We start from the raw sequence: 16,710 nt of genomic DNA on the forward strand, positions 1-16,710 counted from the left end.
GGGGAAGTTTGCGCCCCGCGCCGAACTCTCGCGGGCCCTCACTCATCAGGTCAAGCGTCCCGGACTCTTGACTCGGTAGGGGATCTGTCGCGATCCTCGTCGCACTATCTTGCGTCGGTCATGACAATCTCATGGGCAGTCAAAAAGCCCTCGTCGACCGCGCCTTCCCGCCGACCGAGGGACGTGGGCTGTGACCATGACCGGACGCCCGTACCGCAGACGCCGAGATGTCACCGTCGTCTCGCTGCTCCTTCTCGTGCTCGCCACGGTCCTCGGCCCCACCCCGAGCTCGGCGGCCGGCGCGGACTGGTGGACGCCGACGGCCAGACCGGCCCCCGACTCCCAGGTCAACGTGACCGGCGAGCCGTTCACCGGCACCGACTCGGCGGGCGACGTGCGCGGGTTCGTCGACGCGCACAACCACCTGTTCTCCAACGAGGCGTTCGGCGGGCGGCTCATCTGCGGCAAGGTGTTCTCCGAAGCCGGGGTCGCCGACGCGCTCAAGGACTGTCCCGAGCACTACCCCGACGGCACGCTCGCGCTCTTCGACTACATCACCCACGGCGGTGACGGCAAGCACGACCCGGCCGGCTGGCCGACCTTCAAGGACTGGCCGGCCTACGACTCGATGACCCATCAGGCGAATTACTACGCCTGGGTGGAGCGGGCCTGGCGCGGCGGACAGCGGGTGCTCGTCAACGACCTCGTCACCAACGGCATGATCTGCTCCGTCTACCCGTTCAAGGACCGCAGTTGTGACGAGATGACGTCGATCCGCCTCCAGGCGAAGCTGACGTACGACCTCCAGGCCTACATCGACAAGATGTACGGCGGCACCGGCAAGGGCTGGTTCCGGATCGTCCTCGACAGCGCACAGGCGCGTGAGGTCATCAAGCAGGGCAAGCTGGCGGTCGTCCTCGGCGTCGAGACCTCCGAGCCGTTCGGCTGCAAGCAGATCTTCGACATCGCGCAGTGCAGCCAGGCCGACGTCGACAAGGGGCTGGACGAGCTGTACGCGCTGGGCGTGCGCAGCATGTTCCTGTGCCACAAGTTCGACAACGCGCTGTGCGGCGTCCGGTTCGACGAGGGCGGCCTCGGCACGGCCATCAACGTCGGCCAGTTCCTGTCGACCGGCACCTTCTGGCAGACCGAGAAGTGCACCGGACCGCAGCACGACAACCCCATCGGCACCGCCGCCTCCACGGCGGAGGCGGACCTGCCGGCGGGCACGGAGGTCCCCTCTTACGACGAGGACGCCCAGTGCAACACCCGTGGGCTCACCGCCCTGGGCGAGTACGCGGTACGCGGCATGATGAAGCGCAAGATGATGCTCGAGATCGACCACATGAGCGTCAAGGCCACCGGGCAGGCGCTCGACATCTTCGAGGCCGCGAACTACCCCGGCGTGCTGTCCTCGCACAGCTGGATGGACCTCAACTGGACCGAGCGGGTCTACTCCCTCGGCGGCTTCGTCGCCCAGTACATGCACGGCTCCGAGGCGTTCGGCGCGGAAGCCGCGCGCACCGACGCGCTGCGTGACAAGTACGGCGTCGGCTACGGCTACGGCACCGACTTCAACGGCATCGGCGACCACCCCGCCCCGCGCGGGGCCGACGCCGCGAACAAGGTCACGTACCCCTTCAAGAGCGTCGACGGCGGCTCCGTCATCGACCGGCAGACCGTCGGCATCCGCACCTTCGACTACAACACCGACGGCGGCGCCGACGTCGGCCTGATCCCCGACTGGATCGAGGACATCCGGCTCGTCGCGGGCCAGGACGTGGTGGACGACCTCTTCCGGGGCGCCGAGTCCTACCTCGGCACCTGGGGCTCGACCGAGCAGCACCAGGCATCGGTGAACCTCGCCAAGGGCCGTACCGCCAACGCGAGTTCGTCCGAGTCCAACCCGTTCACCAGCTACCAGCCCGGCCGGGCCGTGGACGGCGACGACGCCAGCCGCTGGGCCAGTGACTGGAGCGACGACCAGTGGTGGCAGGTCGACCTGGGCTCCACCAACCTGGTCTCCCGCGTCACCCTCGACTGGGAGCGCGCGTACGGGAAGTCGTACCGCGTGGAACTCTCCACCGACGGCACCACCTGGACGACCGCCTGGTCCACCACCTCCGGCGACGGCGGCCTGGACACGGCCCGGTTCACCGGCACCCCCGCCCGCTACGTCCGGGTGCACGGCCTGGACCGGGGCACGGATTGGGGATACTCGCTGTACGAGGTGGGCGTCCACAGCGCCTAGCGGGCCGGCACGGGGGGACACACATGGCACGGATGCCGTCGGCGCAGCGGCGCCGGCAGCTGACGGAGGCGGCGATCAGAGCGATGGCCCGGGACGGCGTCCCCAAGACGACCACCCGGTCCATCGCCGCCGAGGCCGGGGTGTCCCTGAGCGTCTTCCACTACTGCTTCGACTCCAAGCAGGCCCTCGTCGAGTCCGTCATCACGACGCTCACCGACCACTCGGTGAGCGTCGTGAAGGACGCCCTACGGCCCAGGGCCACCCTCGAGGAGACCGTCCGGGCGGGCTTCCAGGCGTACTGGGACCACGTCCGCGCCCATCCCGACGAGCACATGCTGACCTACGAACTCACCCAGTACGCCCTGCGCGAGCCGGGGTTCGAGCAACTGGCCCGGCGGCAGTACGAGATGTACGGCGACGCGTACACCGAACTCATCGAACAGCTGCGCAGCGGCATGGACCTCCGGCTGCGCGTCCCCGTCCCGGTCCTGGCCCGCTATCTGGCCGCCATGACCGACGGCCTGACCCTCAACTACCTCGTGCTCGGCGACGCGGCCGCCTGGACCGACATCCTCGACACGGTCACCTCCCACATCGCGGGGCTGGTCATGGCCGACGCGCCCGCTACAGAGTCCGGGCGATGAGCAGGGCGACGTCGTCGTGGTCGTCGGGATGGCGCAGACCGTACAGCAGCAGGTCGCAGATCTCCTCGAGCGGACGGCCGGGCTCGTCCAGGAAGGTGAGGAGGACCGCCAGGCGGTCGTCGATGGAGTGCAGGCGGGTCTCCACGAGGCCGTCCGTGTACAGGACCAGCAGGTCGCCGGGGGCGAGTTCGGCCGTGGTGGTCTCGAAGGGGATCCCGCCGACGCCGAGCGGGGCTCCGGTGGGCAGATCCAGCAGGGTGGGCGGATGGCCGGGGCCGGCCAGCGCGGGCGGCATATGGCCCGCGTTGGCGATGCGGCACTGCCGGGTCCGGGGGTCGTACACCGCGTACAGGCAGGTCACGATGTAGTGCTCCAGATCGCAGGTGATCTTGTCCAGGTGCCGCAGTACGTCGCCGGGCTCGAGGTCGAGATCCGCGTATGCGCAGGTCGCGGTGCGCAGCCGGCCCATGGTGGCGGCGGCGTCGATGCCGTTGCCCATGACGTCCCCGACGACCAGCGCGGTCTTGTCGTCGGTCAGCGGGATGACGTCGTACCAGTCGCCGCCGACCTCGCTGGTCGCCTGGGCGGGCTGGTAGCGGGAGGCCAGTTCCAGGCCGGTCTGATGCGGCGCGTGGTCGGGCAGCAGACTGCGCTGGAGGGTGAGGGCGGTGTTGCGCACGCTCTGGAACCAGCGTGCGTTGTCGATGGCCACGGCGGCCCGGCCGGCCAGCTCGGTGGCCAGGATGACGTCGTCCTCGTCGAACGGCAGCGGGTTGCGGGTGCGCTTGAGATCGAGGGCGCCGAGGACCTCGCCGTGGGCGATCAGCGGCACGGCGAGGTACGAGTGGACCCCGGCCCGGGCCAGCAGCGCACCGGCCTCGGCGTCCCGGGCGATCCGCGGGATGTCCTTCTCGCCGACGTGCCGCACCAGGACCGGCCGGCCCGTGTGCACGCACAGGGTGACCAGACGGTCACCGTCATAGGCCGCGACGTCGCCCGGCGCATCGGCGGCGCGCAGCGCCACGGTGGGGTGGGCCGCCTTCAGCGCGAGCGCGCGGAAGAGCTCGGGGCCGTTGTCCGGCCGGCGTGAGCGGCGCAGGGCCAGGGCGGAGTCCAGGATGTCCACGGCGACCACGTCGGCGAGCTGGGGGACGGCGATCTCGGCCAGTTCGTGGGCGGTCCGGTCCACCTCCAGCGTGGTGCCGACCCGGGTGGAGGCCTCGGCGATGAGGGCGAGGCGCCGCCGGGCCCGGTCGGCCTCCGCGGCGGCGCGGTGCCGTTCGGTGACGTCGACGACCGAGGCGGCCGCGCCCAGCACCCGCCCGCCGGGGTCCTCCAGGCGGTAGAACGAGAGGGACCAGGCGTGCTCGTGATCGGGATCGGTCGGCGGGCGGCCCACGTGGTACTGGTCGAGCAGCGGCGTGCCGGTGGTGAGCACCTGCCGCAGGGCGGACTCGATGGTGTCGACGTCGGGAAGGGGCATCGCGTCCCGCAGCCGACGGCCGACATGGTCCTCGGCGGGGATGCCGTCGATGCGTTCGAGCGCCGGGTTGACCAGCAGGTAGCACAGGTCGGGGTCCAGGAGGGCCAGACCGATCGGTGACTGGTTGATCAGCCGTTCGCACAGCGCCAGATCGGTCTCGACGCGCTGGAGCAGATTGTGGTCGGCGGCGATGCCCAGGGCGTAGACGTCCCCGAGATCGTCCTGCAGCCGCATGTTGCGGAACTCCATCAGGCGGCTGCTGCCGTCCTTGTGCCGGACGGGGAAGGCGCCGGCCCAGCTCCGGCCGGTCTCCAGCACATCCGCGAACAGCCTCACCACGGACTGGAGGTGCTCGGGGTGGATCAGCAGCCGCGCCGCGTACTTGCCGAGGGCCTCCTGCGCGGTGTAGCCGAAGAGGTCCTCCGCCTGGGGGGTCCAGAACACGATGCGTCCGTCGATGTCGACGACCATGGCGGACACGCTCAGCACGTCCAGCAGTCCGGTGGGCGCGGACGTGTCGGGGCCGTACGCGTCCCCGCTCGACCGTATGGGTTCGGCTGTCATCGCGGAGCCTCCTCCTGTACCTCCATGCTGCTCTGGTTCGGCGTGTCCGGAAACCGGAGGCGTCGGAGGGGAGGCCGACGGCGCCGTGCGCATCGGGCGGACAAGCAGGACCATGGTTCGTGTAAAGGACGGAACCCATGGATTCTGCGCGAGAAGCTTTCGAGGCTCCGACGCCCGCGGGACCGCGCGATCTCCTCGACGCGTCGACCGACGCGGCGGCGATCGTGTCCGCGGACGGCCTCGTGGTCGGCTGGACGCGAGGTGCGGAAGCGCTGCTCGGCCGTCCGGCCGCGGAGGTCGTCGGCCGCTCGGCGGCGGAGCTGGTGGCGATGGACCGGGACCCGGCACGGGTGGCCGGTGTCGCGGCGCGGTGCCGCGCCGGCATGGGGTGGAGCGGCGTCATCTCCGTACGGCACCATGACGGCCGCCCCGTCGACGTCGCCCTGCGGGTCTCCGCCTCCTTCCGGATCGGCGACGACGAGTGCTTCCTGCTCTCGGCGCGCAGGCCGAGCGAGCAGTGGGCGCTGGGCCAGTCCGTCCTCGACGGGTTCCTGACCCGGTCCCCGGTCGGCATGGCCGTGATGGATCTGCAGCTGCGCTATGTGTGGCTGAACGACACGCTGGAACGGTTCGGCGGTGTGCCCCGCGAACAGCGCCTGGGGCGCCGGCTGAGCGATCTGCTGCCCGGCCTCCAGGCGGTCGCCATCGAGGGGCTGATGAGCAAGGTACTCGAGACCGGGGACCCGATCACCGACTACGAGTACCTGGGGTGGAGCTGGGCCGACCCGCACCGCCGGCACGCCTACTCCACATCGTTCTTCCCCCTGGTGGGTGACGACGACTCCGTCACCGGGGTCTGCTATATGGTCCAGGACGTCACCGAGCGGTGGAACGCCCGCCGGCTGCTCTCGCTGGTCAACGAGGCGGGCACCCGCGTGGGCACGACCCTGGACGTGATGGTCACGGCCCAGGAGCTCGCCGACTTCGCCGTTCCCGGATTCGCGGACTTCGTCATCGTCGACCTCCTGGAGCCGGTGCTCAGCACCGAAGGGCACGGCGCGTGGCTGACCGACGCGGGACCGGCGCCCGCACGGCCGGTGATGCGCCGCGCCGGGATGTGCTCGGTGCGCGAGGGCTGCCCGGAGGCCGTGGCACGCATCGGGGACCGGGTGGACTTCCTGCCGCCGCCGCACGACGCCAACCTGCTCATCGACGGCGAGCCGATCCTCATCCCCGTCCTCGATCCCTCCGACGAACTGTGGACCACCGAACAGCCCGAACGGGCGGTGAGCATCCGCGAGTTCGGCCTGCACTCCCTCATCTCCGTGCCGATGCGGGCGCGCAACACCGCCCTGGGCCTCGCCACCTTCGTCCGGTCCCTCAACCCCGTCTCGTTCCGGTCCGACGACGTCCTGCTGGCCCGGGAACTGGTGGCGCGGGCGGCGCTGTGCGTCGACAACGCCCGCCGGTACACCCGCGAACACACGGCCGCGGTCACCCTCCAGCGCAGCCTGCTGCCGCACGCCCTGGCGGGCGGAACGGCGCTGGAGCTGGCCTCCTCCTACCTGCCGGCGGACCCCACCGACGGGGTGGGCGGCGACTGGTTCGACGTGATCCCCCTGTCCGGGGCCCGGGTGGGCCTCGTCGTCGGCGACGTGGTGGGGCACGGCATCGCCGCCGCGGCGACCATGGGCCGGCTGCGCACCGCGGTGCAGACCCTCGCCGACATGGAGATGCCCCCCGACGAGCTGCTGGCCCACCTCGACGATCTCGTGCTCCGGCTGAGCGTGGAACGGACCGACGACCCGGCCGGCCACCAGGCCGCCACCGCCTTCCTGGGGGCGACCTGCCTGTACGCCGTCTACGACCCGGTCACCCGGCGGTGCACGATGGCCCGGGCGGGACATCCGCCGCCCGTCGTCGTCACCCACGACGGGCAGGTGTCCTTCCCGGAGCCCCCGGCCGGGCCTCCGCTGGGGCTCGGCGGGATGGCGTTCGAATCGACCGAGATCGAGCTCGCCGAGAACAGCCTGATCGGTCTCTACACCGACGGACTCGTGGAGGGAGCCGACCGGGACATCGAAGAGGGCATGTTCCGGCTCGGCGAGGTGCTGGCCCGGTCCGACGCCGATCTGGCGGCCCTGTGCACCTCGGCGGTGCGGCAGCTCGTGCCCGTGCCCCAGCCCGACGACATCGCCCTGCTCCTGGCGCGCACGCACGCCCTCGGCGCCGACCACGTCGTCTCCTGGGAGGTGCCGGCGGACCCGGCCGCCGTCGCCGACGTCCGGGCCCGGGCCACCCGGCAGGTGGAGGCCTGGGGGCTCGGCGACCTGGCCATGACGTCCGAGCTCATCGTGAGTGAGCTGGTCACCAACGCCGTGTGCTATGCCACACCGCCCATACGGCTGCGGCTGATCCTCGACGCCCGCCTGACCTGCGAGGTCTCCGACGCCAGCAGCACGGCCCCACGGCTGAGGCATGCCCGGATCATGGACGAGGGGGGCCGCGGCCTCTTTCTGGTGGCCCAGCTCGCCCACCGGTGGGGTTCCAGGTACACGGCCGACGGAAAGATCATCTGGGCCGAGCAGGAGATCCCGTGACCCGGTCCGCGACCCTCGCGGACCCCACAGCTGACCGCCGGTCGTAAGGGCCGCGTCAAAGCCGCGGGCGCCCCCGTCAGGAACGTGTCAACGACGGTCGTTTCCGGCCACGGACGGTGTTCTCTCGATCTGTCCGTACCTCTTCCGCACCTCTTCAAGGAGTTCGCGATGGCCGATCTGGCCTTCGTCGTCACCACGCTCGCGGTCTTCGCGCTGGTGGCCCTCGTCGCCAAGGGGGTGACCAAGCTGTGACCGCCGAGAACATCGTCGGCCTCGTCGTGGCCGTCGCCCTGCTGGGCTATCTGGTCCTCGCCCTGATCTTCCCGGAGAGGTTCTGAGCGGCATGGGTCCCGTACTCGCCGGCGTGCTCCAACTGCTGGCTCTCGTGGCGGCGCTGGCGCTCGCCCACATCCCCCTCGGCACCTACATGTCCAGGGTCTACTCCTCCGGCCGGCACTGGCGCGTCGAGAAGTGGATCTACAAGGGCATCGGCGCCGACCCGGACACCGAGATGCGCTGGCCCGCCTACCTGCGCGGTGTGCTGGCCTTCTCGGCGGCCGGCGTCCTCTTCCTCTACCTGCTCCAGCGGCTCCAGGGCCACCTGCCCGGCTCGCTCGGCTTCCGGGCGATCGACCCGGACCAGGCGTTCAACACCGCCGCCTCCTTCGTCACGAACACCAACTGGCAGTCGTACTACGGCGAGCAGGCCATGGGGCACGTCGTGCAGACCGCGGGTCTGGCCGTGCAGAACTTCGTCTCCGCGGCCGTCGGCATCGCGGTGGCGGTGGCTCTCGTACGGGGGTTCGCGCGGTCCCGCACCGGTGAGCTGGGCAACTTCTGGTCGGACCTGGTGCGCGGCACCGTCCGTATCCTGCTGCCGCTCGCCTTCGTCGCCGCGATCGTCCTGGTCGCCTGCGGCGCCATCCAGAACTTCTCCGGCATTCACGAGGTCGGCCAGTTCTTCGGCGGCTCGCAGCAGTGGAACGGCGGTGCGGTCGCCTCGCAGGAGGCCATCAAGGAGCTGGGCACCAACGGCGGGGGCTACTTCAACGCCAACTCCGCCCACCCGTTCGAGAACCCGACCCCGTTCACCAACCTCTTCGAGATCTTCCTGCTGCTGGTGATCCCGGTCGCGCTGACCCGCACCTTCGGCATCATGGTCGGCTCCGTCAGGCAGGGCTACGCGATCCTCACGACGATGGCCGGCATCTGGGTCGGCTTCGTCGCCCTGATGATGTGGACCGAGTTCGCCCATCACGGTCCGGCGCTCCAGATCGCCGGGGGCGCGATGGAGGGGAAGGAGGTCCGCTTCGGGATCGGCTCCTCGTCCATCTTCGCGGTGTCGACGACGCTCACCTCGACCGGCGCCGTGGACTCCTTCCACTCCTCCTTCACCGGTCTCGGCGGCGGTATCACCATGCTCGGCATGATGCTGGGCGAGATCGCGCCCGGCGGCACCGGCTCCGGCCTGTACGGCATGCTGATCATGGCGGTCATCGCGGTGTTCGTCGCGGGCCTGATGGTCGGCCGTACGCCCGAGTACCTGGGCAAGAAGATCGGCACCCGCGAGATCAAGTTCGCGGCCTGCTACATCCTCATCACCCCGGCGCTGGTACTCGTCTTCACCGCCGCGGCGATGGCGCTGCCCACCCCGGGCAACTCGATGACCAACTCGGGCGCGCACGGCTTCTCCGAGATCCTCTACGCCTACACCTCGGCGTCCAACAACAACGGCTCGGCCTTCGCCGGTCTGAACGCGGACACGCAGTGGTTCAACAGCACCCTGGGCCTGGCGATGCTCCTCGGCCGTTTCCTGCCGATGGTGTTCGTGCTGGCGCTGGCCGGCTCGCTCGCCGAACAGAGGCCGGTACCGGTCTCGGCCGGCACGCTGCGCACCGAAAAGCCGCTGTTCACGGGCTTGTTGGTGGGCGCGATCCTGATCATCACCGGGCTGACGTACTTTCCGGCGCTCGCGCTGGGACCGCTCGCCGAAGGGCTGGCGTCATGACGACCGACGTAACGAAGCAAGAGGACTCGATGTCCACAGTCACTCCCACCCGCGCACCCCACCAGGACGTCCGTACCGGTCACCGGGACCCGAGCCGTGTCGGTGCGGGATTCTTCGACCCCAGGCAACTCGTGAAGGCGCTGCCGGACGCCCTCCGCAAGCTCGATCCGCGGGTGATGGTCAAGTCGCCCGTGATGTTCGTGGTGTGGATCGGCTCCCTGCTCACCACCGTCTTCTCCGTCAAGGACCCGGGCGACTGGTTCGGCTGGACCATCAGCGCCTGGCTGTGGCTGACCGTGATCTTCGCCAACCTGGCGGAAGCGGTCGCCGAGGGCCGGGGCAAGGCGCAGGCCGACACCCTGCGCAGGGCCAAGACCGACACCGTCGCCCGACGGCTCGCCGGGGACCGCGAGGAGCAGGTACCCGGCACCGAACTGCGCATCGGCGACCTCGTCGTGTGCGAGGCCGGTGACATCGTCCCGGGGGACGGTGACGTCGTCGAGGGCGTCGCGTCCGTCGACGAGTCGGCGATCACCGGCGAGTCGGCGCCGGTCATCCGTGAGTCGGGCGGTGACCGGAGCGCGGTCACCGGCGGCACGAAGGTCCTCTCCGACCGGATCGTCGTCAGGATCACGACGAAGCCGGGCGAGACCTTCATCGACCGGATGATCAACCTGGTCGAGGGCGCGGCCCGGCAGAAGACGCCGAACGAGATCGCGCTGAACATCCTGCTCGCCTCGCTCACGATCGCCTTCCTGCTCGCGGTGGCGACGCTGCCGGCGTTCGCGGACTACGCGGGCACCCACCTCACGATGGTCGTGCTGGTGGCGCTGCTGGTCTGCCTCATCCCCACCACGATCGGCGCGCTGCTGTCGGCGATCGGCATCGCGGGCATGGACAGGCTGGTGCAGCGCAACGTGCTGGCCATGTCCGGCCGGGCCGTCGAGGCCGCCGGTGACGTCTCGACCCTGCTCCTCGACAAGACCGGCACCATCACCCTCGGCAACCGCCGGGCCGCCGGGTTCGTGCCGGTGCGCGGGACGACCGAGGCCGAACTCGCGGACGCGGCCCAGCTCTCGTCGCTGGCCGACGAGACGCCGGAGGGCCGCTCCGTCGTCGTCCTGGCGAAGGAGAGGTACGCGCTGCGCGAGCGCCATCAGGGCGAACTGTCCGGCGCCGAGTGGATCGCCTTCACCGCCCAGACCCGGATGTCGGGTGTGGACGTCGACGGGCGCAGGATCCGCAAGGGCGCGGCCGGCTCGGTCGTCGCCTGGGTCCGGGAGCGGGGCGGCGAGGTGTCCCCGGACGCCGGCGCGCTCACCGACCGGATAGCCGAGGCGGGCGGCACACCGCTGCTCGTGGCCGTCGAAGACACGGACGGCGCCCGGGTGCTGGGCGTCGTTCACCTCAAGGACGTCGTCAAGGACGGCATGCGCGAGCGGTTCGACGAACTGCGCCGGATGGGCATCAGGACCGTCATGATCACCGGCGACAACCCGCTGACGGCGAAGGCGATCGCCGAGGAGGCCGGTGTCGACGACTTCCTCGCGGAGGCCACCCCCGAGGACAAGATGGCGCTCATCAAGCGGGAGCAGGCGGGCGGCAAGCTCGTCGCGATGACCGGCGACGGCACCAACGACGCACCCGCGCTGGCCCAGGCGGACGTCGGGGTGGCGATGAACACGGGCACGTCGGCCGCGAAGGAGGCCGGCAACATGGTCGACCTCGACTCCGACCCGACCAAGCTCATCGAGATCGTCGAGATCGGCAAGCAACTCCTCATCACCCGGGGCGCGTTGACGACGTTCTCCATCGCCAACGACGTCGCCAAGTACTTCGCGATCATCCCGGCGCTGTTCGCGGCGGTCTACCCGGGCCTGGACCGGCTCAACATCATGGGACTGTCCTCACCGGACTCCGCGATCCTGTCGGCCGTCGTCTTCAACGCGCTGATCATCATCGCCCTCGTCCCGCTGTCCCTGAGGGGCGTGCGGTACCGGCCGGTCAGCGCGGACAGGATGCTCCGCCGCAATCTGACGGTCTACGGCATCGGCGGCCTGGTCGCGCCCTTCGTCGGCATCAAGCTCATCGACCTGCTGATCTCCCTCGTCCCCGGGCTGTAACTCCTCGAAAGCGTGCTGAAGGCTATGAACAACTCGGTTACGAACACGGCCCGGTTGCTGTGGGCGGGCCTGCGCGCCCTGCTCGTGCTGACCCTGGTGACGGGTGTCGCCTACCCGCTCGCGGTCACCGGGATCGCCCAGGGGGTCTTCCCCGGCGAGGCGAACGGCTCCGAGATCAGGGCGGACGGCAGGGTCGTCGGCTCCTCACTCATCGGCCAGGCCTACGACCTGCCGTTGCGGAAGGGCCAGGAGACCCCGGAGCCCGATCTGAAGTGGTTCCAGGGCCGTCCGCAGAACGGCCTCGGCGCCAACAGCGTCAACACCCGGTACAAGCTGATCCTGTCCGGCGCCACCAACCGGTCCGCCGACAACCAGGACCTGATCGACTGGGTGACGGCCGCGAAGGCGGCGGTCGTGAAGGACAACTCGACAGCCGGTCACCGGGTCAGCCCTTCGGACGTGCCCGCGGACGCGGTCACCTCATCGGGCTCCGGACTGGACCCGGACATCTCCCCGCAGTACGCGGACCTCCAGGTGTACCGGGTGGCCGAGAGGAACGGCCTGTCCGTCGCCCGGGTGCGGAAACTGGTCGACGAGCACACCGACGGCCGCACCCTGGGCTTCCTCGGTGAGCCCCGGGTGAACGTCCTGGAGCTCAACATCGCGCTCAAGGCCCTGGTGGCGAAGGGCTGATGGCGTGCCGCGCGGCCCGGGGGAGCCGGCGGTCAGGAGAGCCAGTCGGTGTAGTGGGTGGGGGCGATGCGGGCGCCGTCCGGGGCGGCGAGGACGTCACCGTCCACGGCGGCGAACATACCGGCGCCGGCGTCGGTGACGACGGTCCGCGTGTCGCTCCTGGCGGCGAGGGTGAGCCGGCCGAGTTCGTCGAGGGGGTAGCGGTCGGGGCCCGCGATGTCGAGGACGCCGTTCAGGGGTGCGCCCGCCGCCGTCTCGGCGACGAAGCGGGCCACGTCCGCGGCGGCGATCGGCTGGATCGGCGTGGCGGGCAGGCGGACGGTGTCACCGTCGGCGGTCCAGGACAGGACCGCGTCCATGAACTCCATGAACTGGGTGGCGCGGACGATGGAGTAGGGGACGGCCCCGGCTTTGAGGATGTCCTCCTGGAGGACCTTCGCGCGGTAGTAGTCCAGGTCGGGAACCTGGTCCACGCCGACGATGGAGAGGATCACGAAGTGGCCGACTCCGGCCTTCTCGCTCGCGGCGAGCAGGTTGTCCATCGAGGTCCGGAAGAAGGCGAGCGAAGCCTCGTCGAAGGTCGGGGAGTTCGACAGGTTGACGACGACGTCCGCGCCCGCGAGGGCCGCCTCGAGGCCCTGGCCGGTGATGATGTCCACTCCCGTGGACGGTGAGTGCGGGACGGCCTGGTGTCCGGCCGCGTCGAGGTTCTTCACGACCTGCGACCCGATCAGCCCGGTGCCGCCGATGACTGCGAACTTCATGATCTGCCCTTCCCTGGATGACTGTGCCCGTTACGCGGTACATGTGGTCTATGTGGTCTATGAGTCTTGTGCGGCTCATGTAACCACTGCCGTGGCGGTGCCGCCGTGCCGCGCCTTAACTCGGACACTTTATATCCGGGATAATACTCGGACATCTTGTGTCCGTGTCAATGGCGCGCGGGTAGGGTGAGGGGGTGAAAATGTCCGGTGGCGTGGAGTGGGCTCTGCACTGCTGCGTCGTGCTGACCTCGGTGGAGGAACCGGTGCCGGCGGCGCGGCTCGCACAGCTGCACGACGTCCCGCCCACCTATCTCGCCAAGCAGCTCCAGGCCCTTTCTCGCGCCGGGCTCGTACAGGCGGTGCAGGGGAAGTCCGGGGGGTACGTGCTGACCCGGTCGCCCGCGTTGATCACGGTGCTCGACGTCGTCGAGGCGATCGACGGACCGGGCCCGGCGTTCGTGTGCACGGAGATCCGCCGGCGCGGCCCGATGGCGAGTCCGCCCGAGGCCTGCACCGCCCCGTGCGCGATCTCCCGTGCCATGGCCTCCGCCGAGTCGGCGTGGCGCGCGTCCCTGGGGTCCGTCACCATCGCCGACCTGGCCGCCGGCGTCGAGTCGGACTACGGGAACGGCGCCCTCGCCGGCATCGGCGCCTGGCTGAGCCCGGCCGGCAGCTGAGACCGGGACGACCTGCTGCCCGCCGCTCAGGGGTGCCGGAGGATCGTCACCTCGCGGTGGGGGGCGCGTGCCGGCGGGCGGCGAGGCCGAGACCGGCCGCGCCGACGGATCCGGCGAGGGCGAGCACGCCCAGCGCTCCTGTCAGGCTGCCGACGGCCGAGGTGAGCGCGAGGACCACGAGCGGGCAGATGAACTGGCCGATGAAGAAGGACCCCGTCCACAGACCGGTGCCGCGGCCGCGATCGGCGTGGTCGAGCTTGGACAGGGCCAGGGTGAGCAGGCTCGGCAGCATGATGCCGCCGCCGAAGCAGTTGATCATGGCGCCGACGGTCAGTGCGACGGGGTCGGCGGCGAGCCAGATCACGGCGAAACCCAGGGCGCACAGGGCGAAGACGGCGGGCAGCCAGGCGTCCGGGGTGCGGCCGAGCCTGGTGAAGACGACCGCACCGATCACGGTCGCGACGCTGGAGGCCGCGATGGCGAGCCCGATCGTGCCGGGGTCGGTCACGCCCATGTCGTCGAGGAGGAAGGCCATCTCGACCTGGACGGCGTAGAAGAGGACGGCGCCGAAGACGGTGAGCGCGCATGTCCCGGCCAGCGGCCGCCAGGGGAAGGAACGCCCGGCCCGCTCAGGGGACATGGTGGGCGAGGAGGCGGGGGCCCTGTCGTCGGTCGGGGTGCGGGAGGAGACGGCGCCGGTCCCGTCGGCCGGCAGGGGCAGGGGCAGGGGCAGGGGCAGGCGCCGGGGCCGGGGCAGGAAGGCGGCCATGGCGGGGGCGAGGAGCAGGCTGACGGCGTAGGCCCAGAACGGCGTGCGCCAGCCGGCCGATCCTGCCGCGCCGCCCAGGGCGAAGAAGGCCGTCGCGGAGACCGAGGCGCACATCGTCTGCATGGCCAGGTAGCGGTCGCGTTGCCGGCCGGAGTAGTAGTCGCCGATCAGCGTGGTGCAGCAGGTCATGATGGCGGCCTCGACCACCCCGACGAGGGCGCGGCTGGCGACGATGGCGCCGAGGGAGTCCAGCCACAGCGGGGCGGTGCCGACGATCGCGTAGAGCACGGTGGCGATCACGAGGAGACGTTCGCGGCCGAGCCGGTCGACGAGGATGCCGGCGAAGGGGGCCAGCAGCGCCAGGGACAGGGCCGGGATCGTCAGGGCCATGGGGACCAGCGCTTCGGCGCCGGGCGTCCCGGCGAAGTGGTCCCGCATCCGCGGCAGGACGGGAGCGATGAGCACGGCGCCCAGGACGGGCAGACAGCTGCCGGCCATCAGCAGCGTGATGCGAAGCCGGTGGGCGGCACCGGACGCGGACTGTTCGGCCGGCGCGTCCTCGCCGGCGGCGAGCGGCGGGGACGGGAGCGGGGGCACGGGAGCGGGCATGCGGGAACTCCACCTGGCGTATCGGAGGGGGAACGGGGTGCGGCCGTCTCGGTGAGGCCACCCGGAACACGGGACGGAACCGGAACGCGGAGCTGATCCGGGACACGGGACGGAACCGGAACGCGGAGCTGATCCGGAACACGGGACGGAACCGGAACGCACGGCAGGTCCGGGACGCGGCACGGAACCGGGACGCGGCAAGAAGCCGGGACACGGCACGGAACCGGGGTGCAAGGCAGGTCCGGAGCGCAGGGCGGGTCCGGAGCGCGGGCGGGGCACGGGGGTGGGTGGGACCGGAGGGTGGGGCACCGGTTCCGGGCGTTGCGACGACGATCACGAAAGCCGGTCGGCTCACCGGGCTCCGCGCCGCCCCGGCACCGGTGAGTGGGGCGGCTCCGGCGTCGGGTGGAGACGACTATGAGGTACCGGGGAGGACCTGCCTACCCCCCGGCCGATCCGGATCGAGGATGTGGATCATTCATGCCCTGGATGCGGCCCGGGATCCGGATGCGGGCGCGCTCAGCTCCGCTCCCACCCGGGCGGCGGTCTCGCGCAGCCAGATATGGGCCGCGTCGTGGGTGTGGACCGGGTGCCACCACAGGGCTTCCTGGAGGGGGACCACCTCGTACGGCGCCGCCATGACGCGTACGGCGGCCACCCCGTTCAGCTGCTCGGCGAGGCGCTGCTGCACCAGGGCGATCCGCCGGGTGCCGGCCACCAGGAACGGCAGCACCTGGAAGCTGTCGACCGAGACCTCGACGCGGGGTTCGATGCCGAGCATGCTCAACTGGCGGGCGGCGGGGGCGTCGTAGGTGCGCTGGTAGGTGACCCAGGGCAGCCGTGCCAGATCGTCCATGGTCAGCCGGTCGCCGACCTCGTCGTTGGTCTCGGCGACGAGGAAGGCCCAGCCGTCGGTGAACAGCTCGACGGCCGGGAAGCCGCTGATGACGCCGTGCGGCATTAGCAGCCCGTCCGCCGTGCTGAGCAGCGTCGCCGTCTCCTCCGTCACGTCGGTCGGGGGCCGCTGGAAGCGCAGCCGTACGCCGGGAGCCTCGGCGTGCACGGTCCGGGCGAGCTCGGCGCCGAACACGGCGACGGCGTAGTCGGAGGAGAGCAGGGTGAACTCGTGCTCCTCGCTGCCGGGAACGAACTCGGCCCTGCTGCTGAACACCCTTTCCAGCAGGTCACAGGCGGTGGCGGTGCGGTCGAGGAGTGCGCGCCCGAGAGCGGTGAGCTCGTACTGTCCGCCGACGCGGGAGAGCAGTTCGTCGTCGAAGTGGCGGCGAAGTCGGGCCAGGGCCGCGCTCATCGCGGGCTGGCTGAGCCCGATGCGCTGTCCGGCGCGGGTGACGTTGCGTTCCTCCAGCAGCGCCCGCAGGGACAGGACGAGATTGAGGTCGAGGCCGGACAGGTACACAACGCCTCCCTACCGAGGCCGCCCCAGGCGGCGCGCTATTCACCCGATGGATGATCGATATCCAAAGAATCGATTTCCCAGATTACGGGAGGAGGGTCAGATTAGTCG

13 protein-coding genes are annotated in these 16,710 nt (G+C 70.7%); 9 read left to right on the plus strand and 4 right to left on the minus strand.

Features of this window, described 5'->3' with window-relative positions; genetic code table 11:
- Positions 1-196 precede the first annotated feature (196 nt).
- Together ABT070_RS05360 and ABT070_RS05365 are read left to right on the plus strand one after the other, a co-directional pair.
- On the plus strand, positions 197-2,251 hold the full coding sequence (locus ABT070_RS05360) for a galactose-binding domain-containing protein (RefSeq protein ID WP_351754963.1): 2,055 nt from the start codon (positions 197-199) through the stop codon (positions 2,249-2,251).
- 23 nt (positions 2,252-2,274) lie between these two features.
- Positions 2,275-2,895 carry a TetR/AcrR family transcriptional regulator gene (locus tag ABT070_RS05365; protein ID WP_351754966.1) on the plus strand — a complete coding sequence of 207 codons (621 nt, stop codon included), beginning with the start codon at positions 2,275-2,277 and terminating at the stop codon, positions 2,893-2,895.
- Here the strand turns inward: ABT070_RS05365 and ABT070_RS05370 are convergent.
- Positions 2,876-4,942, minus strand: a complete 2,067-nt coding sequence (locus tag ABT070_RS05370; protein ID WP_351754968.1) for a SpoIIE family protein phosphatase — start codon at positions 4,940-4,942, stop codon at positions 2,876-2,878. The two genes, ABT070_RS05365 and ABT070_RS05370, sit on opposite strands and share 20 nt — an antisense overlap.
- Positions 4,943-5,079: 137 nt before the next feature.
- On the opposite strand from ABT070_RS05370, the gene ABT070_RS05375 reads away from it, so the two are divergent.
- The 6 genes from ABT070_RS05375 (at position 5,080) to ABT070_RS05400 (ending at position 12,366) form a co-directional block, all read left to right on the plus strand.
- Positions 5,080-7,542: a SpoIIE family protein phosphatase gene (locus ABT070_RS05375; protein WP_351754970.1), complete on the plus strand. Its 2,463-nt coding sequence runs from the start codon at positions 5,080-5,082 to the stop codon at positions 7,540-7,542.
- Between the two features lie 84 nt (positions 7,543-7,626).
- Positions 7,627-7,794 (plus strand): hypothetical protein, encoded by a 168-nt coding sequence (locus ABT070_RS05380; RefSeq protein WP_351754972.1) that lies wholly within the window; start codon positions 7,627-7,629, stop codon positions 7,792-7,794.
- Entirely contained in the window at positions 7,791-7,880 is a 90-nt protein-coding gene (kdpF, locus tag ABT070_RS05385; RefSeq protein WP_016434100.1) for a K(+)-transporting ATPase subunit F, read from the plus strand. The genes ABT070_RS05380 and kdpF overlap by 4 nt, the downstream gene beginning before the upstream one ends.
- A 5-nt stretch (positions 7,881-7,885) precedes the next feature.
- Positions 7,886-9,550 (plus strand): potassium-transporting ATPase subunit KdpA, encoded by a 1,665-nt coding sequence (gene kdpA, locus ABT070_RS05390; RefSeq protein ID WP_351754974.1) that lies wholly within the window; start codon positions 7,886-7,888, stop codon positions 9,548-9,550.
- A 29-nt stretch (positions 9,551-9,579) separates the two neighbouring features.
- Positions 9,580-11,673: a potassium-transporting ATPase subunit KdpB gene (gene kdpB, locus ABT070_RS05395; RefSeq protein WP_351754977.1), complete on the plus strand. Its 2,094-nt coding sequence runs from the start codon at positions 9,580-9,582 to the stop codon at positions 11,671-11,673.
- A gap of 24 nt (positions 11,674-11,697) precedes the next feature.
- Entirely contained in the window at positions 11,698-12,366 is a 669-nt protein-coding gene (locus ABT070_RS05400; protein WP_351754980.1) for a potassium-transporting ATPase subunit C, read from the plus strand.
- Between the two features lie 32 nt (positions 12,367-12,398).
- Here the strand turns inward: ABT070_RS05400 and ABT070_RS05405 are convergent, their stop codons facing one another.
- The gene (locus ABT070_RS05405) at positions 12,399-13,130 is read right to left on the minus strand and encodes an SDR family oxidoreductase (protein ID WP_351754983.1); all 732 of its coding nucleotides are present in this window, start codon (positions 13,128-13,130) and stop codon (positions 12,399-12,401) included.
- A gap of 200 nt (positions 13,131-13,330) precedes the next feature.
- Between ABT070_RS05405 and ABT070_RS05410 the strand changes: the two genes are divergently transcribed.
- Entirely contained in the window at positions 13,331-13,807 is a 477-nt protein-coding gene (locus ABT070_RS05410; protein WP_351754986.1) for an RrF2 family transcriptional regulator, read from the plus strand.
- A 46-nt stretch (positions 13,808-13,853) separates the two neighbouring features.
- On the opposite strand, the gene ABT070_RS05415 is transcribed toward ABT070_RS05410, so the two are convergent.
- Both ABT070_RS05415 and ABT070_RS05420 read right to left on the minus strand, forming a co-directional pair.
- Positions 13,854-15,185 (minus strand): MFS transporter, encoded by a 1,332-nt coding sequence (locus ABT070_RS05415; RefSeq protein WP_351754989.1) that lies wholly within the window; start codon positions 15,183-15,185, stop codon positions 13,854-13,856.
- Between the two features lie 478 nt (positions 15,186-15,663).
- Complete coding sequence (locus ABT070_RS05420; RefSeq protein WP_351754991.1) at positions 15,664-16,602, minus strand: LysR family transcriptional regulator; 939 nt, start codon at positions 16,600-16,602, stop codon at positions 15,664-15,666.
- Positions 16,603-16,710 lie beyond the last annotated feature (108 nt).

Origin of the sequence: Streptomyces sp. NPDC002884 (genome assembly GCF_040295245.1) — a bacterium.
Taxonomy (GTDB): Bacteria; Actinomycetota; Actinomycetes; order Streptomycetales; family Streptomycetaceae; genus Streptomyces.